Source organism: Vibrio sp. NH-UV-68 (assembly GCF_042940635.1).
In the GTDB taxonomy this organism is placed as follows: domain Bacteria; phylum Pseudomonadota; class Gammaproteobacteria; order Enterobacterales; family Vibrionaceae; genus Vibrio; species Vibrio pacinii.
The window spans coordinates 450,314-473,380 of the sequence record NZ_CP134976.1; the positions used below are offsets into that span (position 1 = coordinate 450,314).

The 23,067-nt window shown below is 45.5% G+C and carries 18 protein-coding genes; 5 read left to right on the forward strand and 13 right to left on the reverse strand.

The features are described from left to right. Positions 1–145: 145 nt before the first annotated feature. Complete coding sequence (locus ViNHUV68_RS16480) at positions 146–1,240, forward strand: phosphotransferase (RefSeq protein ID WP_391091631.1); 1,095 nt, start codon at positions 146–148, stop codon at positions 1,238–1,240. 114 nt (positions 1,241–1,354) lie between these two features. Here the strand turns inward: ViNHUV68_RS16480 and ViNHUV68_RS16485 are convergent, their stop codons facing one another. Together ViNHUV68_RS16485 and ViNHUV68_RS16490 are read right to left on the reverse strand one after the other, a co-directional pair. Continuing rightward, entirely contained in the window at positions 1,355–2,182 is an 828-nt protein-coding gene (locus tag ViNHUV68_RS16485) for a DODA-type extradiol aromatic ring-opening family dioxygenase (RefSeq protein WP_391091633.1), read from the reverse strand. Between the two features lie 175 nt (positions 2,183–2,357). Next, entirely contained in the window at positions 2,358–2,804 is a 447-nt protein-coding gene (locus ViNHUV68_RS16490) for a DoxX family membrane protein (protein ID WP_391091635.1), read from the reverse strand. Between the two features lie 134 nt (positions 2,805–2,938). On the opposite strand from ViNHUV68_RS16490, the gene ViNHUV68_RS16495 reads away from it, so the two are divergent. Next, complete coding sequence (locus ViNHUV68_RS16495; RefSeq protein WP_391091636.1) at positions 2,939–3,847, forward strand: LysR substrate-binding domain-containing protein; 909 nt, start codon at positions 2,939–2,941, stop codon at positions 3,845–3,847. Between the two features lie 222 nt (positions 3,848–4,069). Here the strand turns inward: ViNHUV68_RS16495 and ViNHUV68_RS16500 are convergent, their stop codons facing one another. From ViNHUV68_RS16500 to ViNHUV68_RS16525, 6 genes are all read right to left on the reverse strand, one after another. Then, positions 4,070–4,456, reverse strand: coding sequence for a hypothetical protein (locus ViNHUV68_RS16500; protein ID WP_391091638.1), 387 nt, complete (start codon positions 4,454–4,456; stop codon positions 4,070–4,072). Beyond that, positions 4,453–4,725 (reverse strand): pesticin C-terminus-like muramidase, encoded by a 273-nt coding sequence (locus ViNHUV68_RS16505; RefSeq protein WP_391091640.1) that lies wholly within the window; start codon positions 4,723–4,725, stop codon positions 4,453–4,455. Before ViNHUV68_RS16505 ends, ViNHUV68_RS16500 begins: the two co-directional genes overlap by 4 nt. A 48-nt stretch (positions 4,726–4,773) precedes the next feature. Continuing rightward, complete coding sequence (locus tag ViNHUV68_RS16510; protein WP_391091642.1) at positions 4,774–5,094, reverse strand: hypothetical protein; 321 nt, start codon at positions 5,092–5,094, stop codon at positions 4,774–4,776. Beyond that, positions 5,088–8,075 carry a type VI secretion system tip protein TssI/VgrG gene (gene tssI / locus ViNHUV68_RS16515; RefSeq protein ID WP_391091644.1) on the reverse strand — a complete coding sequence of 996 codons (2,988 nt, stop codon included), beginning with the start codon at positions 8,073–8,075 and terminating at the stop codon, positions 5,088–5,090. The genes ViNHUV68_RS16510 and tssI overlap by 7 nt, the downstream gene beginning before the upstream one ends. Before the next feature lie 164 nt (positions 8,076–8,239). Next, the gene (locus ViNHUV68_RS16520) at positions 8,240–8,758 is read right to left on the reverse strand and encodes an Hcp family type VI secretion system effector (RefSeq protein ID WP_038177510.1); all 519 of its coding nucleotides are present in this window, start codon (positions 8,756–8,758) and stop codon (positions 8,240–8,242) included. Between the two features lie 181 nt (positions 8,759–8,939). Then, positions 8,940–9,842, reverse strand: coding sequence for an EamA family transporter (locus ViNHUV68_RS16525; RefSeq protein ID WP_391091646.1), 903 nt, complete (start codon positions 9,840–9,842; stop codon positions 8,940–8,942). A 149-nt stretch (positions 9,843–9,991) separates the two neighbouring features. Between ViNHUV68_RS16525 and ViNHUV68_RS16530 the strand changes: the two genes are divergently transcribed. Next, entirely contained in the window at positions 9,992–11,062 is a 1,071-nt protein-coding gene (locus ViNHUV68_RS16530; RefSeq protein WP_391091648.1) for a beta-eliminating lyase-related protein, read from the forward strand. A gap of 197 nt (positions 11,063–11,259) precedes the next feature. Beyond that, positions 11,260–11,520 (forward strand): DUF2999 family protein, encoded by a 261-nt coding sequence (locus ViNHUV68_RS16535; protein WP_038177507.1) that lies wholly within the window; start codon positions 11,260–11,262, stop codon positions 11,518–11,520. Between the two features lie 60 nt (positions 11,521–11,580). Here the strand turns inward: ViNHUV68_RS16535 and ViNHUV68_RS16540 are convergent, their stop codons facing one another. The 5 genes from ViNHUV68_RS16540 to ViNHUV68_RS16560 form a co-directional block, all read right to left on the reverse strand. Then, positions 11,581–12,528: an endonuclease/exonuclease/phosphatase family protein gene (locus ViNHUV68_RS16540; protein WP_391091650.1), complete on the reverse strand. Its 948-nt coding sequence runs from the start codon at positions 12,526–12,528 to the stop codon at positions 11,581–11,583. Positions 12,529–12,681: 153 nt separating this feature from the next. After that, a complete protein-coding gene (gene fdhF / locus ViNHUV68_RS16545) occupies positions 12,682–16,872 on the reverse strand; it encodes a formate dehydrogenase subunit alpha (protein ID WP_391091652.1) in 4,191 nt (1,396 codons plus the stop codon). Between the two features lie 332 nt (positions 16,873–17,204). After that, the gene (locus ViNHUV68_RS16550) at positions 17,205–19,106 is read right to left on the reverse strand and encodes a diguanylate cyclase (RefSeq protein ID WP_391091654.1); all 1,902 of its coding nucleotides are present in this window, start codon (positions 19,104–19,106) and stop codon (positions 17,205–17,207) included. Positions 19,107–19,271: 165 nt separating this feature from the next. Beyond that, the gene (locus ViNHUV68_RS16555; protein WP_391091656.1) at positions 19,272–21,239 is read right to left on the reverse strand and encodes an alkyl sulfatase dimerization domain-containing protein; all 1,968 of its coding nucleotides are present in this window, start codon (positions 21,237–21,239) and stop codon (positions 19,272–19,274) included. Between the two features lie 121 nt (positions 21,240–21,360). Then, positions 21,361–22,263 (reverse strand): LysR family transcriptional regulator, encoded by a 903-nt coding sequence (locus tag ViNHUV68_RS16560; RefSeq protein ID WP_038177500.1) that lies wholly within the window; start codon positions 22,261–22,263, stop codon positions 21,361–21,363. A gap of 181 nt (positions 22,264–22,444) precedes the next feature. Between ViNHUV68_RS16560 and ViNHUV68_RS16565 the strand changes: the two genes are divergently transcribed. After that, complete coding sequence (locus ViNHUV68_RS16565) at positions 22,445–23,059, forward strand: hypothetical protein (RefSeq protein WP_391091658.1); 615 nt, start codon at positions 22,445–22,447, stop codon at positions 23,057–23,059. Positions 23,060–23,067: the final 8 nt, after the last annotated feature.

The following is a 23,067-nucleotide window of genomic DNA, read 5'->3' on the forward strand; positions in this document are numbered from 1 at the left end:
CCTTACTTACCAGAGTGCTCAACTGTTAGTCCACCACTACACCTTAGATCTAAGCCTTAGCTGATCATCATTATGGGTGATATGTAACGGTTAGTGTTTTGGTAACGTTGTTATACCAATAAGAGCAACAACGGAATGTAGCAAGATGACTCGTCACAAAATACAACGGCAATTTGAGAACAGTGATGCCAATTTAATCGTTGGCAATATTGAAAAATGTCCAATATCACCTAAGCAACTAGCTTTAACCACCAGTGATTCACCATACGTAGTGCAAACATTTAAAAGTGGTTTGACGGCAGAAGTATATCGTATCCGTCTTGGTGCAAAGGAGTACACGTTAAAGAAAAAGCGTCCAGTCGCTCGAGTAAAAAACCTTGATGGTCAGTTCTCTTTTCTTAATGAAGTGCAACGCCGCTTTGATTCCCAAAAGCTTAAAGATGATCCTCAAACATCTGCATCATTCAGGTGCATCGTTGAGACGGTTTACGCAGATTATCGTCTTGGTATTATCTTGTCCGATTGGGTTGAGGGAGAACCAATCAAAGAGCTTACACCGTCACTTCTATCACAGCTATTTTCTACATTAATTGAGTGTGAAAAAGTCGGTTTGTTCGAGTGGGATTTGTGTTCTGGTAATTTATTAGTCGATCGCAACCAGAAATTATGGCTATTTGATTTCGGCTATATGTACGCATTTGATCCGCTGACCGAGTTTAATAGTGATGGTACAAATTCTCCACTGTTCCAATTTTGTGAACGGTTTGAAACGCGATTCTTTTCTGGTTGGCTGCTAGAGCAAGATTACTCTCACCACCAGTCCATAGCGGTGTTTCGTAATGTCAAACAAGCGGCAGTAAGTGTTTTAGAAGGTAAAATAGCATGGCTTGAATGTCATCATGCTGATAGCGCCATCTTGCACTATTCAGAGTCGTTAAGAGATCAATATCTAACCGCTCTTGAAAGTGATGACGCTTTAGAAAACTTATTTACATTAGAGATGTTCCGCTCGAATGTTTTGGATATAGAAGATGACCTAGATGGTAAAAGCTGTACGCCAACCACGATAAAACGAGTCAATACTGTTCTTGAGATGGTAGAAAATTTCTATCCACTACTTCAAAAGCAAGGTGCTCTATTTTTCGATAATAAAGGTAAAAGTAAACAAGAACTGATTGAATCATATAAGAAAAAAATGAACTTAGTAAAACAACATCAGTTGCAACTGAATGGATACTAGTTTGGTCGTTGCTGGCATGTTTCCTAACAATATGTTCTGGTGAGACCATATTATTAGGAAACTTAGTTGTCAGGGGTAGTTTTACGGCAAGCTCATTAGCCAAGGATATTGACCTTAGTCATTCGACACTGCCCAAGAAAACATTGATGCTTGTTTTCTCATAACTTCTATTTGGTAGACATTATCACTGGCTTTACCGGCCATACCATAACAGACATGCAGCGGTATCAGATGCTCTTCTCGTGGGTGACAAAATCTTGCACTAGGTGCGGACTCCCAATCGATCAGCCGCTGTTTACGCATTGTTTCAGAAAGCGAAGTATCACTCATTGTGGCTTTCAACCAATCATCAAACTCAAGGTTCTTTGCACGTATTTCTTGTACATCAGGAGTAAAAAAGGCGCGCATATTATGAAATGAGAACCCCGACCCAATCACCAGTAAATTGCTCCAATCCAAATCTTGCAAAGCCTGACCAATTTTAATGTGTAGCTCAGGTTCCAGCGTTTGAACTAATGATAATTGTACGCAAGGAATATCGGCTTCTGGATACATAATTTTAAGTGGAACAAACACGCCATGATCGAAGCGGCGATACTTATCATCAATCACATCGATGCCATTTCGCTTAATCGCGTCCATTACCTTCTGCGCCAATTCCGGTTCGCCAAGGCATGGGTATTGAATATCGTAAGCTTCTGTGGGGAAACCGCCATAATCGTAGTTGATCCCGGGAGAGCTGCCTGACGTAACGGTCGCGAGACGCGCTTCCCAGTGTGCGCTAATCACCAATATGGCACTCGGCTTACCGACTTGTTTGGCTATGGTTTTGAGTGTAGTGACCATTTCTTGATGCTCAGGATCACCGAGCAAGGGCATTGGTCCCCCACCATGAGAAACGTAGACAACATTTCGACTTGCTTTTATCTGACTTGTTTTCATGCTGTTTCTCACTCGGTTTAATACTCAGGGCCAATTGGAACAATTGTATTGGCGGTGACTACTGAAGCTTGAATAATGCCATTCACCCTTTTAACGATCTCGCCATTAGCTAACATGGCACAAGACCTACTTAACAGATGATGGTTTTCAGAGATTGTTGACTCAAAAAATTATCTTAGAGAACTTTTTTTGCCAACGCATTGTCGATGGCAAAACTGCCGGAGCCCTGAATACTTAAAGCCAAAGTGGCGGCAAATAACGCAAGGGCGTACTCATAACCGTTGTTTGAAAGGAAAAGGCCGTGGCTTATATGCACGCTAAAAATAGCAACCAACATGGTAAAGGCACTCACTGCAGCAGCAGGTCGAGTTAATAACCCTAAGACTAATGCCACGCCACCAAAAAATTCCGCACTTCCTGCCAGCAAAGCCATTAAATAACCCGGCTCCATGCCAATGCTCGCTAACCATTGTCCGGTTCCTTCTAGGCCATATCCACCAAACCAACCGAACAGTTTCTGCGCGCCGTGAGCAGCCAAAATAACGCCGACAGGGACTCGTAAAACCAGAGCGGCAATACCTGCATCTGATTTCAATAATGTCTGTAAAGTTTGTTTATTCATTATGTAACCTATTCTAATTTTCAATCAAGGCTGACTGCCTTAACCAGATTAGTGCTCATATTACTAACAACATTTTGTGTAATAAATGCTATATTTGTTGAATTATTATCAACAATTTATTTGAAGTAGGTGTTATGGATCGTATTGAAACGATGAAAGCATTTGTCGCCGTCGCAGAGGAAGGAAGCTTTACAAAAGCAGCGAATAAATTACAGATATCCAATCAACTGGTTAGTAAATACGTTTCTCAATTTGAAGGGCAGTTAGGCGTTCGGCTGCTGAATCGTACAACACGGAGTGTTCACCTTACTGATGAAGGCGAGCAGTGCTTGCAACATGCTATGCACATTCTGGAAAGCATTGATGGTATGGATGATCACTTCGGGCAACTTAAAAGCACCGCTAAAGGGCTTTTGCATATCAGCGCTCCGGTCTCATTTTCTACGCTTCATTTGGCGCCACTGATACGAGACTTTAAAAAGCAATTTCCAGACGTGGGCGTTAACTTGGAACTTAGCGACCGTAAGGTGGATGTTATCGAAGAAGGGGTGGATGTGGCATTAAGAATTGGGCAGCTAAAGAGCTCGTCACTGGTTGCGAAAAGAATAGCGCCGATTCGATTGGTGCTTTGCGCCTCTCCTGAATACTTAAAGCATCATGGCACTCCAAGCCATCCAGACCAATTAATTCCTGAGCATTTTTTACGTTATAGTTACATGGACTTGGCACCATCAAAGAATCTGTTAATGGAAACTTTGCGCGTCAATTTTGCAAAAAAACAGTCCGGTTTGGTTGCAAATAACGGTGAAATATTGATGGCAGCGGCTATCGCGGGCGAAGGTTATATATTACAACCCACATTCATCGTCGGCGACGCACTAAAGCAGGGAAAGCTCAAAATCATATTGAATGACTTTGAGCTTGAGACGATAGGGCTATACGCCGTTTATCCACACCGTAAACTGCTTGCGCCCAAACTCCGTGCCTTCATCGATTTTATAAGCTCGTATTATGGTCAACCGCCTTATTGGGATGACTTTTAATTGACACCCTTTTGTTTGCGGTGAGACAAGATCAATGACCAATATGGTCATGACGTTGGCTCGTATTGGTGTCGATGCATTTGTTATCCTGCAGTCGGGTGCTAACGACACCGAAACTGCCGAAATGATATTTTTCGAGTAAAGCAGTTTCAACTTTTTGGCTGTAAGCTGGTTTGAGTTTGTTTAGTCAAACACAAGCAGCTCACATCAACAAAAACATTTTTACTTTGCAAATTTTTTACAAATGTCGGTATCAAGATCTATCGCAACATAGTAGTTCCCGTACTTTCGAATAAGCAGTGGACTTTGAGCGTCGTAAGTTCCCCAAAGCGCTTTATCTAAGAAGCAAGCATGGATACCACTTTCATCCACTTTCAATAACTTAATCTCGTATTTCCAATATTCACTTTCTATCAAAAAGCTATTGTCTTTAAATGAGGGCTCAGGCAAGCCCAATTGGGAAAAGTGTTTTTCACCGCCTGTTGACTTTTGAAACAATGAACTATTGAACGAAGTAATATCAAGCTGGTTATAGATTTCTTCAACTGGAAATGCGTTAGAGTTGAACGCCGACAGTAACCCTACGAGGATAAATACCAAGTTTTTCACATAATCTCCTTAATAAGCAAAGCTTCTTTTTCTCTTCTAGTTTTGTATTCATCGCCGAAGTCCATGAGATTTTGGTACATAGAGATCCAATCCTGATCCTGTTTCCAAAAATTTTTTGTCTCGCTAGGCAAATAGCCATACTGGTATGATGCCGAAGCTATTACCGTTTTAGCCTGCTTAGGCAAACATTCAAATTTATTAGATTTTGAACGTTGGTTATAAAGGTCAACAATTCTTCTAATTTCCCATTCTGAATGAAAGATATACAAAATTACGAAGCGTCTTAAAGACCAAAAGAGATAACTTTGCGGCTAGAGTTATTTGGTATTTTGTTGAGTTACTTCGATTGATTGGACGACATCGCCCAAAGCAAACACAGAATTATTATTGAACACAACTTCAGACTCTTTATTTAGAGAGAAGTCAAATGTACCTGAAACCCAGACTCCATTGATTCTCGCACTACCACTTTGCACGTATATATCAGAAGTACATACGTCACAATCGTAACGCTTTATTGTAGTTACTTCCCACTTTTCGTCATTAGGCACACTGTGAAGTTGGCTATTCTCTAGTACTTTTGCTGGTGTTGAAACCGAGATGCATATTAGTGCTAGTGAAAACAAATTTTTTACCATTTCTTATATACTCCCTTATGGAAAACATCGAGTTCGCATTTTCTTCTACTAATCAGGCCGTTCATTATTTCACCTTGAGATTTATTCCATGCCAACCAAGCTCGATCTAGGTTGTTTCCATAGGCTGGGGCTAATCCACCATTTATTAGCTTTAATACAGAAGAATTTTCGAAGTTAGCTGGGCCGATATTGTAGCAAAGTAATACCAGAGCATCATATTCTTGTTGGTTCATCTTAGAGGTCAGTACTTTGACTACTTTGTCCTCATATTTTGGCAGCTTAAGTTTTAGTAACCTTTCTGCATTGGACTTATCGATGCCATTTTTGTAATTGTCCCATTCTGATTCTGGAATGAGATAACCGTAACCAATAGTCGCCCCTTCTACGTAACTTGAAATTTCCTTACCAGTTTGATCGTCATAGGGCATTAAGCGCAATTCTTCAATTTCTTTAAGCAATTGCAATCCCTGTGGTGATAATGAGAGTGTATTAGTTTCATACTCCCACCCCTCAACAAGTGCTTCGTCTAGACCTAGTAAGGTTCCTTGACCTACGATTCCATCAACGGCTCCCACATCATAAGCGAGATGCGTTTCGTTGGTCGGCTTATACTCACTTTGGAACAGCTTAACCTGACGTTGTGTGGTTGAACCAAAATCTCCGTCAGCGCCTGCATTTCCTAGATCGAAACCTAGTTTTATCAGAGCTTGTTGAATGTATTCAACTTCTTGCCCTTTTGATCCGCTTTTGTATGAATGAGATTCACGATTCGCGAGTTTATCTAAGGTTAAAGACTGCTTAAGAAGGGCAGACTTTAACCTTAGTGAGTTAGTCTCTTCAGATTCAGATTCAGATTCAGATTCAGATGAGCTGCTGCTATTAGCACTCGAAACTGCGGCAACAGGGCTGTTTGCTGTTAAGTGTTGAGCTGCATGCGTTATCTCTTCAGGCGCACTGAACTCACTTATCACATTCGCTTCTGCGCTGTTTTGTGACGCACTGATATCGGCTTGCTGCAGTTCGGCGACTTCAATATCGTTGAGTAAGGCTGTGGCTAGCTCGGCTGTTTGTCCGGCATAGCCACTGCCACTTCCTGCGCTGCCGCCTGAATTTAGGTTCACGCCAGCACCGGATAAGTGAACGCCTGCCGGGTCGACTTTGACAAAGCTCCCTGCGGCTTTTAAGGTGATTTCACTGCCTGCCTCAATCACCACCTTATTGCCTGATTTAATGTGGATTTCAGAGCCAGAGTCATTGACCCAAACTTTACCGGTTTTGAGATGCAAAGAGCCCTCAACCACTAAGGTTTGATCTTGGGTGACTTTGTTGCGCTTATCGCCTTCTACCGTTTCATTACGATGGTTCTTAACATGGCTGAAGTAGTGATTATCGACGGTTAAATGCTGATCATGCTTGATATGAACCGTGGTGTCGTTTTCGACCTCTATGTCGAGATCTTTTTGGGCGTGGACAAAAACTTGCTCTTGCTGAGACTGGTCTTCAAAACTTAATTCGTTAAACCCTTCACCTTGGTGCGATTCACTGCGTATTACGGTTTTTGTTTTATTGTCGGGCAACACGTAAGGTGCAGTGTTCGTCACATGGTAGGTTCTGCCCGTAATAATCGGTTGGTCAGGGTCACCATTTAAAAACTCGACGATCACCTCATGACCGATGCGAGGAATAGCTAACATGCCGTATTGATTTCCGGCCCAACCTTGGGAAACACGAATCCAGCACGAACTGTGCTCGTCGCCGCTTGAATAGCGATCCCATGGAAATTGAACTTTAACGCGACCATGCTCATCACAGTAAATTTCTTCACCTTCAGGACCAACCACAGTCGCCATCATCGGGCCGTCGACCAAAGGCTTAGTAAAGGGCTCTAATTGCCAATGGTGCTCGCTTGGGATCAACCAAAATTGATTATCATAGGTTGTTGAACCAGAGCCGGCTTCTTCTTCTAGGGCCTGAGGTTGCGTGCCGCGATGGGTGGCTTTGACGACTAGCCATTCTCGATTGAACTCATCATCTAAGTGCTCACTCAATTGAAACTTGTAACCCGCTTGAATAGCAGCAACGTAGCTCTTGCCAGTGGCCAGTTGTGTATCGCGACGTAAGTAGTCGAGGCGTGTTTGGTTAATTAACGCGCCGCTATCATCCGATTTAAACCGGCCTGGTGCATCAAAGTGTTGATAGTCGGTACTTTGAAAGTCGATGTCAGTGGCAAGGGTGTTTTGCTGAAATGAATAGGCTGGCTTTTTAAAACTGTAATCTTTAAGTTGCGTCGAGCTGGGGGCGAAACGGGTGTTAAATACCATCGCGGATACATACTCTTGCTCAGAGATACCGCCGCTGAGCGCATTGTATGGAATAGGCGTGTTTACTTTAGGCAAACAAGCGCAAGAGTCACTAAATAGTACCGTGTGCTTACCATTTTCAAATACAAAGCTGTAAATCAGCCCTTCTTCGGCAGCCAGCCGGTGTAGAAAATCGAGGTCGGACTCTCGGTACTGAACACAAAATTCTCTTTGGCCATGGTCATGTTGTAAGGCAAAGGCAAAATCATCGATCTCCATTTCTTTAAGAATAATAGAGAGGATTTCCGGTACGGTTTTAAACTGGAAAATACGACTATTTTGGCGCAAAGACAGTCGCTCTAATGCTGGAACAATCGTTAAGGCGTAGAAGGTATGATGATGACCAGTATCACTTTTGGTGAAGCTTCGTGCCATTCCGTGGATGGTTTTTACGATTTCTAAGTCGCGGTATAAGGTGAGTTGGACTTGCTTATCAACGACATCTTCAGCGCTAAGCAGCGAATTACGACTCGCGAGCTGAACATCATAATAGTAACCATGGCAGGGTTGCTTGCCATGGTTAAGATCATGCGAAAGAGATTCGTTGCCTTCGAACTCTCTGACGACAAAAGCTTGAGGATCGAGCCCTTCAACGGTTAGATTGAAATTGAGAGTGGTCATATATTCAGCCCTACGTAATCGCGATTACCAATCTGGGAGGGAGAGTGCTCAATAATTGCCTTGTACAGATTGGTATAAAACCCTAACCAAGACACCGTCTTAACGGCGTCTTGGTTAGGGTTATAACTAGCCCACCCGAAGGTGGGCTAAAACAAAGCGTAATATTACGCTTCGACAGGCTTACGCCAGTCGTCAGAACCTGAAGTACCCGCGTTAACGTGGTCCCAAGTGATCTTACGGTAAGACATTGACACAGTTAGATTCTGCGTGAAGTCTGACATTGATGGATCTTGACAGTGAGGCATCTCACAATGGATGTCTACGATAGACGCATTTTCAAGCTTAGTTGTGAAGAAGTTCTCTTGTTTACCTTCGATAGAAGTACGGTACCATTTTAGTTCAACTGTCTTCATCTTCTCGCCAGATGAAAGTGCGTTGTAAAGCAGTGGTACCGCTTTGTTGAGAGAAACAGTGAACTGGAACGGCTTGTGAACACGTTGGCCTGAAGGTTGACCTGACTGTGGATCAGTAGGAACAGTTACGACGTGGTCAAACTTTTGAACCAGCATCTCATCTTCATGACCTTCTACAAATGAATCACCGATAGAATCAGCAGTACAAGCGCCTGCAGTGATTAGACCCTGAGTTTCACCGTCGATAGAGATATAACATGGAGTTGGCATAGCAATCCTTTCCTTTAGTGTGTTTGTTTAACATGTGAATGTGTTTACTAAAGGGCAATTGTTATGCCTGAATATAAATTTCTATATAATCAATGTCTTACGTTTTTTACCCATTTTTGTTGAGCAAGTTTTTACCTACAGCAAGCAAAAACACGTTGCTCGATGAGCAATATATTGTGATTTATTGCCCACGTTGAAAAGGTTTTACCAATTTCTGACCAAAGACGTTAACTAATGCTCCGGTGACAATCAAAGTACCGCCGATATATGTCCAGATGGATGGGATTTCATTGAAAATCCACACGCCGAGCAGTGCAGAAAAAACAACTTGCACATACGAGTAAGCCGAGGCTTTTCCAGCCGCCTGAGTTTGCATCGCTTTTGTCAGTCCATACTGACCAACCTGAGTGAAGATGCCCACCAGTACCAGTAAAAATGTTAGGTAGAGGCTAGGCCAAACGAAGTTATCGCCAATTAAAACTAATGAAACGGGAAGTGCGATCAATGGAAAGTACATGATGATCACTGAGCTATCTTCAGTCTGGCTAAGTTTGCGAACGATGATATAAGCAATTGAGCTGCCTAGCGCGCCAAGGAGCGCCGTCATGACACTAAACATCGGCAGTTGATACTCAATCGTGTGATCAAGGCTAGGTTGGACCATCACCCATAAACCCAATAAACAAAAAGCGATACAGATGAGGGTAGACGTCTGCACTCGTTCTTTGAGGAGTAACAGTCCAAGTAGCGCAGTAAATACGGGGTGGACGTATTGCAATATCGTGGCTTCTGCCAGAGGAAGGGTCGTTACCGAGTAGTAAACGCACATTAAGGCAAAGGTTCCGATGATACCGCGAATCAACAATAAAGGTTTGTTGTTACCCCAGATGGAAATTCGTTTTCTTTTCACGTCGAGATAGCTAATGATCAATGACACTAACGCGCGCGCAGCGACGATTTCAAAAACGGGGATACCATGGATGCTGACATATTTTACACATGCAGACATCAGCGCAAAACCTAGTGCGGAAAGCAGCATAAATCTTACCCCGGCAGGGACTTGGGTATAGAGTTGGTTCAACATATTTCAGGGATCTTGTATGGTTGTGTTAGGTTGATGTCGCTGTCATTCACAAATTAGACTTGTCTTACGATCATAGATATCGATGATGCACTATATTGTACGGCCAAATATTGACGAGTAAAGGTATTACTCTCTCTAAGGAAAGATGCATGAGTACCCAATTAAAACAACAATGTCATACTTTTTTGCCTGGCAATAAAGAAGATTCTCCCGCTGAACATTTCGCTAAAATGGCCAAGTGGTGTGAGCAGCATAATGTCGCGCATGATGTTTACGGCGAAGGAGAAACGATTCAAGCTTTCGAACAAAAAGTTGCCGATCTTTTGGGTTTTGAAGCTGGGCTTTTTGTTATTACCGGGACTATGACTCAACCGACAGTGCTTGAATTAGTCACTCGGCAAAAACGTAATCCTTTAGTGGCGATGCATCCCTCTAGTCATATCTATGTGCATGAACGCCAAGGCTATCAGCTGCAAAACCGCTTTAATATCTTACCGATTGGTAATCCTTATCAACCATGGAAATTAGACGACCTTAAGGCTTGGCCTGATGAGATTGCAGCTGTACTTTATGAACTGCCAATGCGCGAAATTGGCGGACAGTTACCAAGTTGGTCAGAGCTAGAAGAGATCAAAAAACACTGCAATCAGCATCAGATCCATTTACATATGGATGGCGCTAGGGTGTGGGAGTGTGCCGCCTTTTACCACAAAAGTTATGCTGAAATTGCCTGTGGTTTTGATAGTGCCTATGTTTCTCTTTATAAAGGGATAAATGGCTTGGGCGGTTCTATGTTACTGGGTTCAAAAGAATTTGTAGAGCTCGCTGACATGTGGATGAAGCGTCAGGGTGGCAATGTTTACCATCGCACACCGTATATTGTATCAGCCGCGATGCAGTTCGATGAGAGGTTAGCTAAGCTGCCTTCACTCTTTGAACGAACTAAGCAGGTTTACAACATTATTGCCGAGTTTCCAACGCTTGCGGTTAATCCGCCACAACCTCAGTCGAACATGCTGCACTTAATTCTGCCATTTAGCCAAGTACAAGCGGTGAAGATACAGCACTTTCTAGCAAGCCAAGCCGGGATATGGTTTGGTCACCCACAAGTGACCGCTCATCCTCATCAATCGGTTGTGGAGTGGTATGTTGGCGACAATTTACTCAACCTTAGTGATGATGAACTACGAGCTTTCTTTACACGTTTAACCTCTCAGTAAATCAGGATCAACGGCTGACTGATGAGTCGGAGCAAAAGCAGCAGGACTTGACGTGTTATTGCGCAACTTGGTTGATAGGGCCACACAGTGAAATTACGTTGTCATCGAGTGAGCATAACGGTGTTATTGAAGTACAAATCGTATCAGGCAAGTGATAGACTGCAGCGCATGTTTTACTTAGCGAAATAGGTAACGAAATGAATCCGATTATTGCCATGTTAAAAGAAAACAATATTAGCGATGAGCAAATCAACCAACTGTTCCAAACCTTGACACAAAACCCATTGGCCGCGATGGCGACCATCAGCCAATTGGGCTTACCACAAGATAAACTGCAATTGTTGATGGGCCAAGTAATGCAAAATCCAGCGCTTATCAAACAAGCGGTCGAAGAGCTAGGTTTGGATTTTAGCAAAGTAGAAGAAGCGAAAGCAAAACTGCAGCAAGAATCGAAGTAAGCGATCACTCACGATCAAACAGGCCGTGCTAATGCACGGCCTGTTTATTTATGGAACAAATTATAGAACAAAGCGCAATGTAACCGCGATAAAGGCATGGTCACTGGCGTTTTTATCTTGCTCATAGATTGGATTGATTAAGTGCTGATCGAGCGTTGTAAACTGAGTCACATCGGCAAGCGAATACACTGAGTCGGGCTGAAACTCTTGCGATAACAAAATGTAGTCTAAAACATTGCCACGGCTGAAATGATAATGGGTCGCGGGCCGATCTTGGGGCGCATCAGATAGCAATTGCCAGCTATCTTTGAATTGCAGCGTGTGTGGTTGGTTGTTGGTAGGTTCCGTCAGTAAGCCAGAGATATCACTACTGAGCGCTTGGTTCATATCCCCGACGAGCACCGTTGGCATCGGTCTCTGGTCATACTGCTGTTCGCTAAACAGGCGCAGCATCAGTGCTTCCCATCCTCTCTGTTGGCTTGAAAGCCAGCGACCAATCAGCGGTTGAGCCCCGTCCGGCGTCAAGCTCTCGGTTGCACGCTGCGATTTTAAGTGGCAAACATAAAAACCGATCTCACCAATATGGGGAATGTCGACAATACAAAAAATGGGCGCGCGGCTAAAAGGTGGCACTTCAACGCCATAGCCCTCCGATATCAAGTCTTTGGGTGTGGTTACTGCTTGAATGTGTTTGAGAGGATAGCGCGAGGCAACGGCGACAACAGGGTGTGAGTAAATATACTCATCTGCAACTTTGGGGGTCTCTATGGTTGCAAAATACGGGTAACCCATCTGCGTGAATAGCGCCTGCACAGCATCAATACTAAACACTTCTTGAAGGCCAACGATGTCTGCCTCTAAGGCTTGGATTTTTTGTTTGGTCCAACGGCACTTATCTTGCCATGCATCGCGTTCATAGATGTTTTCAAAATCGTAGAACGCATTCGGCGGCTCGATGAAATTAAACAAATTCGCCGAGGCAATAGTTAGTGTTTGTTTCGTCAGCACAGATGGCCCTTATCAGCGATGGTTTCTCTCTAGTGTAAACAAAACTGACTCAGCTTGCCCGTGAACAATTTTTCTCAATGCAAAAGGCACTGAGGCGCCAAAACAGACGCCTTATTGCTTAGTGTTCGTTATTTTCTTTGAACCGCGACTTAGTTATAGCGCCTCCACTTTGACTGCGGCGACCTTAAATTCAGGGATCTTGGCGTGCGGGTCAGTTGCGGTAGTGGTCAAGCGGTTGACGGGTGACTCTACAAAGTGGAAGGGAATAAAAATGACTCCAGCTTGAATACGCTTGGTCACAAACGCATCAATTTCTATTTCGCCGCGCCGAGTCGAGACTCGCAACCGTTGGCCATTGTGAATGCCCAGAGCTTCGGCGTCAGTGACACTGATCATGGCTCTTGGTCCTGCAAGCTTGTTTAAGCCTTTGGTTTTACGAGTCATGGTGCCAGTATGGAACTGCTCTAGTACACGGCCGGTTGTCAGTACCAACGGATAGTCTTGATCAGGAAGCTCTGCGGCGTAGCGAAACGGGATGCCCACCATTTGCCCCTTACCCCGAGTGAACTGGGTTTGATGCATTATACGCGTCCCATTGGGGTTGTTTTTATTGCTTGGCCACTGAACCCCTTCAGGGGTGATTGTATTCCAGTGCAGTCCGGCATATTGCGGAGTAACTCGAGCAATTTCACTGGTGAGATCTGATACTTTTTGATAGTGCCAATCGCTGCCCATCGCGTTGGCTATTTGTTGGATGATCCACCAATCTTCCTTGGCGTCACCCGGAGGTTTAACCGCTGGATTAATCCGCTGTACTCGACGCTCAGTGTTGGTAAAGTGACCTGACTTTTCGGCGAACGAGCACGATGGCAACACCACATCGGCATATTGCGCCGTTTCAGTTAAGAAAATATCCTGCACAACCAGAAAATCAAGCGCCTCTAACCCTTCAATGACATGGGCTTGGTTAGGGTCACTCAGTACCGGGTTTTCACCCATGATATACATACCGCGAATGTCGCGCTTGCATGCAGCATCGATAATTTCAGTTAGTGTCAGACCCTGTTCGTCGCTAAGATTGGGCGCATCCCACTCGATGGCGAATTTTTGCCTGACCATGGGGTTGTAGACTTTTTGGTAGCCGGGAAAGCAATTTGGCAATGCGCCCATATCACACGCCCCTTGCACATTGGACTGACCGCGTAGTGGATTAATCCCACCCCCTTCTATACCGATATTGCCGCACAATAATTGCAAGTTGGCAATCGAGCGGACGTTATCATGCCCCGTGGTGTGCTGGGTAATGCCCATTGAATAGTAAACTGCGGTGCGCTTAGCGGTGCCTATCATTCGCGCCATGGCAAAAATGTCATCCGCGCTTACCCCCGTGACTAACTCGACCTTGTCTGGGGCATAAGCCGGTGACATCACTTCTTGCAGTAAGGTATCAAAACCATCGACCCGTTCTTCAATATACTCTTGATCATGCCAACCGTTTTTAATGATCTGTTGCATGACACCATTGAGCAGCATGACGTCGGTTCCAGGTCGATGTGACAGGTAGAGCTCGGCGTGTTCAGCCATATCAATACGTTTAGGGTCAGCAACAATCAAACGGGCGCCATGATGGCGAATGGCTTGTTTGATGTGTGAAGCGATGATCGGATGCGCCGAGGTCGTGTCTGAGCCGATGATAACAATGACATCAGAGTATTTAATACTAGGAATGTCGTTGGTCATCGCGCCGCTGCCCAAAGAGGCTTCAAGGCCTGTCACACTTGAGGCATGACACAAACGTGCACAGTGATCGACATTATTGGTGCCAAGCTCACGACGAATAAATTTTTGAAACGCATAGTTATCTTCGTTGGTGGTTTTCGCTGACGAGAACCCTGCCAAGGCATTGCCACCAAAAGCTTGCTTAAGCGTGGTGAGTTTGCTTGCAACGAGTTCAATCGCTTCTGGCCAAGTGGCGGGTTGTAGCCAGCCATCTTTACGAATTAAAGGTGTGGTTAGGCGCGCCTCATCGGCAACAAAATCAAAGCCAAATCGTCCTTTAACACAGAGCATTTTTTGATTCACTGGCGAGTGTGCGCCAGTAATATATTCAATACGATTGTTCGTTTTATCGACATGCATGGTCAGCTTGCAACCCACGCCACAATAGGTGCAGATGGTATCAACACAAGTCAATGGCTCTTGTCGTCCTTGTGAGCGATAGCGCTTATCCACCATCGCACCAGTTGGACACGCTTGTACACAGGCGCCGCACTGAACACAGTTCGAGTCGCCCATTAACAGTCGACCATTGCGCATCGAACCAAAATGCGGTCTATCATCAGGCCTTAATGCGGGGCGACCATTTTGATCGTTAACAAAATTGAGAATACCGTGCACCGCTTGTTCGCTGCAGGCGTCGATACATTGCCCACAACTAATGCAACGGTTGGCGTCAAATTCGATAAATTCAGAGCTGCGGTCGACGCTAAACTTATGGCGTGAGTCTTTGGCGCGCAGCGCTTGCCAGTCTTGGTCGGATTTGATGTTGAGTTTTGGCTCAAAACACTGCTCAGCGCCGTATTGGGTTGAATAGTCACGTAGGCCACATTGGGTGTTGGCTTGACATCCGCACTCCAAGCAACGCATGGCTTCGCGAATAGCGTCGTCGTTGTCAAAGCCTAGTTCGACTTCAGAGAAGCTTTGCGCACGTTGCTCGGGTGTTAACTCGGGCATAATTGAGCGAGCCACTTTTTCAACGTGTTGAAAGTGAAAAGGGTCGACATCAGCAAGGGTTTTCTCTTTGCGCGCATTGAACTTGGGTTGGGGCATGTCTGCCATATTGCCATGCAAGTAAAGGTCTATGGCTTTGGCGGCCAAACGGCCATCGCCCACGGCTTCAACGGCGGTCGCAGGGCCGCGGCGAAAGTCGCCGATACTGAAAATATTACCCGTTCCAGTATGCATAGTGCACGCATCGGTTTGCGCGGTATTCCAACGGGTAAGAGGTATCGACAAGCGCTCGTTGTCTAAAAAGCTTAAATCGGGCTGCTGTGATACTGCGGCAATCACGGTGTCAAATTCTAGAGTAAAGAACTCGCCAGTAGTTTGAGGGCGGCGTCGGCCTGAGTCATCAGGTTCACCTAGCACCATTTTCTCAAGCTTGACGGCGTTTACTCTGCCATTGTCATCGCTAATGTTTTGCACCGGATTGGTTAAAAATAAAAAGTTAACCCCTTCATGTTCCGCTTCTTCAATTTCATAGGCTTCAGCTGGCATTTCATCTCGCGTACGGCGATAGATTAATGTGGTTGCCGCGCCTGTACGCCTTGCGGTTCGAGCGCAATCGATGGCGGTGTTGCCGCCACCAATCACTGCGACGGTTTGGCCTGTGGTGTAGGTTTGGTCGGTGACGTAATCTTTGAGATAATCGACGCCCAAATAGCAACCAGCAAGATCACTGCCTGGGTATTTCATCTCAACCGCCAGTGAAGCGCCGACTGCCAAACAGACGGCATCGTAGTCTTCACTGAGCCGAGAGAGGGTAAAATCTTCACCAAGTTTCTGTTTGGTTTTGATCGTCATACCGCTGCGGCACATTAGCTCAATTTCTTTATCAAGAATCTCTTTCGGTAGGCGATATTCTGGAATGCCGTATTGCAGCCAACCACCGGCTTTTGGCATCGACTCAAACACGGTCACATCGTAACCTTCGTTGCACAGATAGTAACCCGCGGTGAGGCCACCAGGACCACTGCCGACAATGGCTATCGAGCGATGTTTGAGCGGTTTTTTCTTCGGCACATAGGCTTGATGCGCCGCTAAATCGGCGTCGGCGGCGTGACGTTTAAGTTGGCGGATCGCCAAAGGCTGGTCAACTAACGCGCGGCGACATTCACTTTCACAAAATGCTGGACAGACGCGGCCGATAGAAAGTGGCATGGGAAGGGTTTGTTTGATCACTTCAATCGCTTTCTGATGATCATTTTGCGCGATGTAATAAAGGTAAGATTGAATATCGACGCCAGCAGGGCACGCAGTTTTGCACGGGGCTTCGCAGTCTGCGTAGTGGTCGCGCATGATGGTATTGAGAGCCTGCTTGCGATGCTCGCTGAGTTTTGCTGAGTGAGTTGTTACGTTTAAGCCGTGGTAAACCGTAAGTTCACAAGCGCGTTGCATACGGCCATTTTCATCTTCTACCTGACACAGATCACAGGGGATTTTTTGCCCAGATTTATTCAGCCCACATAACGAAGGGATCTCAACACCACACACACGCGCTGCTTCTAAAAGCGTGCTGCCTTGTTCAACAATTCGATACTTGCCGTCAATAACGATCTCGATCATAACGTCCCCAAGCGAAGCGATAAACCATACACTTGTTAAGGATAAGCGTTTGCGAGGAAAGTTCGTGTGACAACAAACTCAAAGTTTGGATATAGCCAAGAGATTATTACGCTTTAAATGCCACTGATTGCATTTGAATGCAGATTAGTACTAGAGCTCTAATCGACTTGATTTCGTTATCTTAAGGGGTTGTAAGTTTCGCGCTTTAGTCTCTAGGGATATTAACCACAACCACAACCACGGCTTATATCAGTGGTTACTCTATCATTTGGCTAACGCTGCATCACTGGATCTATTTGCCTCGTGCCGAAGCTAATTTGGTGGTGAATCTGTCAAGAAGGTTCAGGAGAAACCTGATACTGATTTCTACCTGCGCGTTTTGCTTGGTAGAGTGCGCTGTCAGCTGAGGAGAAAACGCGTTCCCACTGAGCATGAAGGTGGTGTGATGGACAGACACAAGCACCAATCGAAATCGTGACTTGGAACGTGTTGCTGCCACAATCAATGATCGCGGTTTCGACATTGCTGCGCAGACGCTCAAGCGTTTCATTCACCTGTTGGGGTGAGTCAAGAGAGACAATTACAAGGAACTCTTCGCCGCCCCAACGTACTAAGGTATCTTTTTTGCGAATGCTGCGTTGTAAGATCGTTGCCGTCTGTTTAAGCACTTCGTCGCCAATGTCGTGACCGTGTTGATCGTTAAAGCGTTTAAAGTGGTCAATGTCTATCACGCAAACAAGGAAGTCACCTTGTTGTTTCGTTGTTGGTCGCTGAGTTAACCAGTGTTTTAAGTAACGTCGATTGTGAAGACCTGTTAGCGTATCGGTACTGTTTTGGCTTCGTAACTCGCGATTGGTGTGTTTTAAACGCATCAGAACACGCAATACCAAATAGCCCCCGATAATGAACAGAGTAGAAATAAGAATTTCGCGCCAGCGCTGCTCTTGTAAACGTGTTTCTTGCAGTTCGTTTTTCGCTTCGAGCAGCTCTATTTCACGACGGCTGAGTTTGCGCTCAAGGCTGTTCTTTTCGCTCAAGATCTCTTCGTTGTACGTTTGGTCGTAATATTTTTTACGTACCACTGCCTCGCGCTTCATGAGATTGAGCGCTTGTTGATAGTCACCTTGATTCTCATAGGCTTCAATCAATTTCTTCAGTACGCCTGACTCCCAGACAATCTCATCAAGGTTAGATTGCGTGATGGTGTCGAGTACGCGACTGGCATAATCAATCACCAGTGGGTAGTTGCGTTGACTGAGATAAGCAGAAGCTAAAGCATCGTAGCAAATTGCCAGTGTTGTATTTGAGTCGGATTGCTCTTGTGCCAGATTGACGCAGCGCTGCGCAACGGCCAACGCTTTATCGCTATTGCCTACTTTGGCATTGCGCTCTGCCATGTCTGCAAGTGTGATGATTTTGATCACGACAGAACCAGTTTGATCGGCTTCGTCGATGGCGCGCTGCATATAATTGTCAGCCGCTTCATATTGATGGTTGGCAAAGTGAATGGCGCTGGCGTTACCGTATAAAATGGCTTCAAACAAGCTGTTACTGTATTGGTTCTCTTTGTACAGCGTCATCGCTTGATGAATATAGGTGTTGGCACGATCCCAGTCCTCCATTTGCATATACAAAGTAGCGATATTGTTGAGTGTCATGGTGGTTTGAAAGTCGTCACCAATTTCAGTCACGATTTGGTAGGCCATTTTGTAATAGTTCAAACTGGCTTTAATGTTGGACTGCTGCGCTTTAATGTTACCGAGCCAACGATAAGCGCGCGCCAGCAAACGTCGATAGCCTAGCTCGGTTGCGATAGGGACGATCTCTCGCAACAGCGTTTCTGCTTCGATCAATAGATCACTGTCAATTTTGATTATGGCTTGGTTAAGTTTCGCTTCTGCGATAATCCATTCACTGTTTGCTTGTTGGCCCAGTTTGACCAAGTCTGGAGTCGGTGGTGTTTTTAATCCTTCATAGCGACTGAGGTTTTTAAGTCCGAAGTAGTATAGAGCCTGTTCGACTGACGAAGAGGAACTTGGAACGGGAACCGTCGTTAAGTCGACTTGTTCTGTACGGCACAATGATAAGTAGTAGAACTCGAGCATTGGCAGCTCAGCTTCCGCGACATGTGAATAGAGAAAGTCTTTGTCATGATTGATTTTGCATGCGGCTTGTACGTGAGTAGCGAATGCCAAAGAGAAGCAACACAACAAGGCTAAAGAAACAGACTTCATTAAATATGATAAGACTCAATAGTACGACTTGTGCAAAAGTTTAGCATTTTATCGATAAGCTGTACTGACTGAATGGAAATAAAAAGCTCACCATCCTAGCGGGCAGTGAGCTTCAAATATTCAGTGGGTTGTTGCGCTCCAAGGCAATGGCATCACCACAAAAGGTTATGGTGTTACTACACCAAACCACATATCAAATTGATCAAATATCGACATTAACTGCTTGAAGGCTTGTTGGTCAGAAACCTTGATGTCGCCGGTTTTGAGCTCATCTTGCAGTGTCGCTTGTTTGGTCATCATATTTTCAAATGCTTGACGAGTGAGTGAGATGGTGAGATCCGCATCGCTAAACTGTTTTTCTGAATAGGATTTTAGCACCGAGTTACTTAAATCCATTGCATAGTGACCATCGCCTTTAACATCAATATTAATCTTGATATCGAGCCCTTTTGCCGCCTCCGGTTTAACCGTTACACCTAAGTATTTCAAAAACTGATCAAAGGGCATGTTTTTCGCGATGGCAGCAGTATTTGGCGTTGCGACAGGTTGAATGCCCTGACGAAGCTCTTTTGCGCCGCCCAAGTAGTAGTTACGCCACGGGCCAGACTCTGCTTGGTAGCCTAACTGCTCCATTGCGTCGGCTTCAAGATAGCGTGCGTCCATATTGTCTGGGTTGGCAAAAGTGACATTGTTGAGCAGTGTGACAGCCCAGCGGTATTGGCCTTTTGCGATGGCAGTTTGCGCCAGCTTGATCACTTGTTCTTCTCCACCAATCGCCTCGACATACTTGGCCCCTTGCTCGCTAGGTGTGAGTGGGTTTAAGTTAGCAGGGTTGCCATCCCACCAAGCGCCGAAGTAGTAGTCATAAGTGGCGCGGGCATTATGCGATACCGTGCCGTAGTAGCCACGGTTGTACCACTCTTTGCCTAACGAGTCTGGTAACTGAATTGCAGCGGAAATTTCGTTTGGTGTATAGCCTTGGTTAGCTAAACGTAGCGTTTGGTCATGGACGAACTTGTACATGTCGCGAGTTTTTTCGAGCTGGTTTTGAATTTTTTCTTTGCCAAAGGTCGGCCAGTGGTGCGAGGCGATCATGGTATCGGCTTTATCACCATAGGTGTGCAGCGCTTGGTCAATATACTCTGCCCAAGATGACGCATCGCGAGTTTTGGCACCGCGTAGGGTCGAGATGTTATGGATAGTGTGCGTCATTACCTCCGCGGCCATCATGGTTTTGTACTGCGGGAAGTAGAACATAAACTCTGAAGGTGCTTCAGACTCTTGCGCCATTATAACCTCAAGTTCGACACCATCGACTTCCATCGCCTGACCGGTAATGCTAGCGATGTGGGTCGGTTTGACGATGCCCGGGTTACCCGATGAGGTGGTTTTGCCCAAGCCGCCATCCACTTGGCCTTGGCTGCTTGCTTCAAGCAGGTTGCCGTACATGTAAGACGCGCGGCGTGACATGGTGTTGCCCGCCATCAGGTTCTCAGCAATTGAATGAGAGAAAAAGCCTTCAGGTGCGAGAATGTCGACCTTACCAGCATCGATTGCGGCTTGGTTGGTGACGCCCAAAATGCCGCCGAAATGGTCAACGTGGGAGTGGGTGAAAATGACGCCTGTGACAGGCAGATCTTCGACACGATCACGCAGTAGTTTTAAACCAGCGGCGGCTGTTTCCGGTGAAATAAGTGGGTCTATGACAACCCAGCCTTTATCGCCACGGATAAACGACATCACCGACAAGTCAAAGCCTCGAATTTGATAGACGCCTTGTTTGACTTTAAATAGGCCGTCAATATTGTTGAGTTTGGCTTGGCGTAGTAACGATGGATTGATGGTCTCGACGTTGTTGTCTTGGTCGATGAAATCGTATTTGCTGAAATCCCAAATAATATTACCTGCAGCGTCGTTGATGGTTTTTTCAGGCCAAGTGGCAATGAACCCGTGCGCCGCATCTTCAAAGTCACTGTGGTTATCAAAATCGAGATACTGCTTGAGTTGTTGGTTTTTTTCAATCGTGAAGTCAGAGGCTTGCTTTGGCGTGCTGGTGGTCGGTGCCGCGAAGCTCAGAACTGGGGAAAACGTGGCGATAATGGCCAGAGATACGATGGATTTTTGCAGTTTCATAGTTGCTCTCTCTTGATGGCGAACTTGATAGCGTTCGTTGATAGAGAGAGTGTAGGGTGCATGGATTAATCAATCGATGGCTCAAAAGTTAAATGTGAATTAACTTTTATTTAATCCACATTCAATCTCGCAGTGTTTGTGTTGCGCAAAACAACGATTGCTTGAGCCACTGGTGGCCTGAATCTTGGTGTTGTGATTGGTGCCACGTCATGTAGACAGGCAGTGGTTTGAGTTCAAATGGCAGTGGAAATAGGTTGAGATTATGGTTTGAGGCCAGAAACTCAGCGTGCCACTTGCCCGTTACGCATAACCAATCAGTTTGCGCTGCCATCATGATCGCGTTGCAGATTGAGTCAGTTTTATAGACGATATCGCGACTGGGTTGTTGCTCGATGGCCAGTGAGTCGATGATATCTTGATTGAGCCGTTGAGTACCCCACAGCAGATGGCGCTCAGCGAAAAATTGCTTATGGCTAAGTGTATTTTTGATGCGCGGATGGTTTTGACTGCACACCACCACCAAAGGTTGTTCAAATAACCGTTCATTATGGTAGCCGTGTTCGTCAAGGGGAACGGTGGCTAAAATCAAGTCGACACGACGCATGCGTAAATCTGCCTGGCGCTGCGCCTCATCTGCATGTTCAAAGTCCGTGCTTAGTTTGACCGCAGGGGCATGTTGGTCACGATAAGCCAACAGACGTGGCAATATCATCACATCAAGATCTTTGTGGCTTGAAAGACGAAAGGTACGTTGACTGGTTTGTGGATTAAACTGTTGGCGTGATTTTGCCCCGTTAAGTAGTAAATTGAGCGGTTGTTGGATTTCGGCATGAAGCTCTATCGCTAATGTGGTCGGGGTAATGCCTCTACCTTGGCGAATAAACAGGGGATCTTGGTACTGTTCGCGCAGACGATTGAGCGCATGGCTAACCGCTGGCGCTGAAACATTGAGGTTTTCTGCCGCCAAATTGACGCTACGCGTTTTCATCACCACATCAAAAGTTTTCAGTAAGTTTAAGTCCATGCACATTCCTTGGTTGTGAGAAAGGTTAATGTACCATTGGCGGCAGAAAATGATCTAGCGGATGCGTATCGAGCAAAGTGAGAATTGTGTACGCTTGTGATAATTCAGGCGTGGTTTACGTAGCCAACGGAGCCGTTGTCATTCTATTATTCAATGCGTGAGTCGAACAGAAGGAATAAAAATGAAATGGATATGGGCAATTGCTATCAGCGTTTTTAGCTTTAACGGTTACGCGCAAATGGATGAGCTTGCTCCTCAATCAGAGGCGTTTTTTAAAATCAATATGACGCTCGAACTCGATGGTGTGGAGCGGGCGATAGACGACACTCGTCACTCTCTCGACCAAGTCGGTGTGGCGCTCAACAAAATCGCGGCGAACGAGAGTTTGACGCCCGCGCAGCAAAAACAGTTAGACCACACGGTCGATAACCTTAATCAATTGGTGGTGTTGTCTCGGCGCTCGGTAGAGTCTTTACCTCAAGCATATCAAGACTCTAAGCAAGTGTTGGCGCGCAGCAGCGAACGTTTTTTATCCGATGTCCGTCAGCAGATATTGTTGGTGGTGAGCCTTATCGGCGTCATCATCATTGCGATTATTGTGGTGATTGCTTGGTTTATTCTTCGGCCAATTCAACATACCTTAACCAAAACTACACGCAATCTTTCTTCGATGGCTGACGCAATCAAAACCACCGCACAAGCCCTTGAATCTATCTCTAATCAACAGCAACAGTTGGCCACGCAGTTAGAGCAACTCGACCATCGTTCCGACAAGACGAGTCCCCACTCACAATAGGAGCATCT

What these genes read in the sequence shown, in the direction of transcription:
- ViNHUV68_RS16560 (WP_038177500.1), bottom strand. Translation starts at nt 22,263, where the DNA reads ATGGACTTAAACTTACTGAAAACTTTTGATGTGGTGATGAAAACGCGT.
- ViNHUV68_RS16555 (WP_391091656.1), bottom strand. Translation starts at nt 21,239, where the DNA reads ATGAAACTGCAAAAATCCATCGTATCTCTGGCCATTATCGCCACGTTT.
- ViNHUV68_RS16525 (WP_391091646.1), bottom strand. Translation starts at nt 9,842, where the DNA reads ATGTTGAACCAACTCTATACCCAAGTCCCTGCCGGGGTAAGATTTATG.
- ViNHUV68_RS16485 (WP_391091633.1), bottom strand. Translation starts at nt 2,182, where the DNA reads ATGAAAACAAGTCAGATAAAAGCAAGTCGAAATGTTGTCTACGTTTCT.
- fdhF (WP_391091652.1), bottom strand. Translation starts at nt 16,872, where the DNA reads ATGATCGAGATCGTTATTGACGGCAAGTATCGAATTGTTGAACAAGGC.
- ViNHUV68_RS16510 (WP_391091642.1), bottom strand. Translation starts at nt 5,094, where the DNA reads ATGGTAAAAAATTTGTTTTCACTAGCACTAATATGCATCTCGGTTTCA.
- ViNHUV68_RS16480 (WP_391091631.1), top strand. Translation starts at nt 146, where the DNA reads ATGACTCGTCACAAAATACAACGGCAATTTGAGAACAGTGATGCCAAT.
- ViNHUV68_RS16535 (WP_038177507.1), top strand. Translation starts at nt 11,260, where the DNA reads ATGAATCCGATTATTGCCATGTTAAAAGAAAACAATATTAGCGATGAG.
- ViNHUV68_RS16490 (WP_391091635.1), bottom strand. Translation starts at nt 2,804, where the DNA reads ATGAATAAACAAACTTTACAGACATTATTGAAATCAGATGCAGGTATT.
- ViNHUV68_RS16495 (WP_391091636.1), top strand. Translation starts at nt 2,939, where the DNA reads ATGGATCGTATTGAAACGATGAAAGCATTTGTCGCCGTCGCAGAGGAA.
- tssI (WP_391091644.1), bottom strand. Translation starts at nt 8,075, where the DNA reads ATGACCACTCTCAATTTCAATCTAACCGTTGAAGGGCTCGATCCTCAA.
- ViNHUV68_RS16530 (WP_391091648.1), top strand. Translation starts at nt 9,992, where the DNA reads ATGAGTACCCAATTAAAACAACAATGTCATACTTTTTTGCCTGGCAAT.
- ViNHUV68_RS16550 (WP_391091654.1), bottom strand. Translation starts at nt 19,106, where the DNA reads ATGAAGTCTGTTTCTTTAGCCTTGTTGTGTTGCTTCTCTTTGGCATTC.
- ViNHUV68_RS16520 (WP_038177510.1), bottom strand. Translation starts at nt 8,758, where the DNA reads ATGCCAACTCCATGTTATATCTCTATCGACGGTGAAACTCAGGGTCTA.
- ViNHUV68_RS16565 (WP_391091658.1), top strand. Translation starts at nt 22,445, where the DNA reads ATGAAATGGATATGGGCAATTGCTATCAGCGTTTTTAGCTTTAACGGT.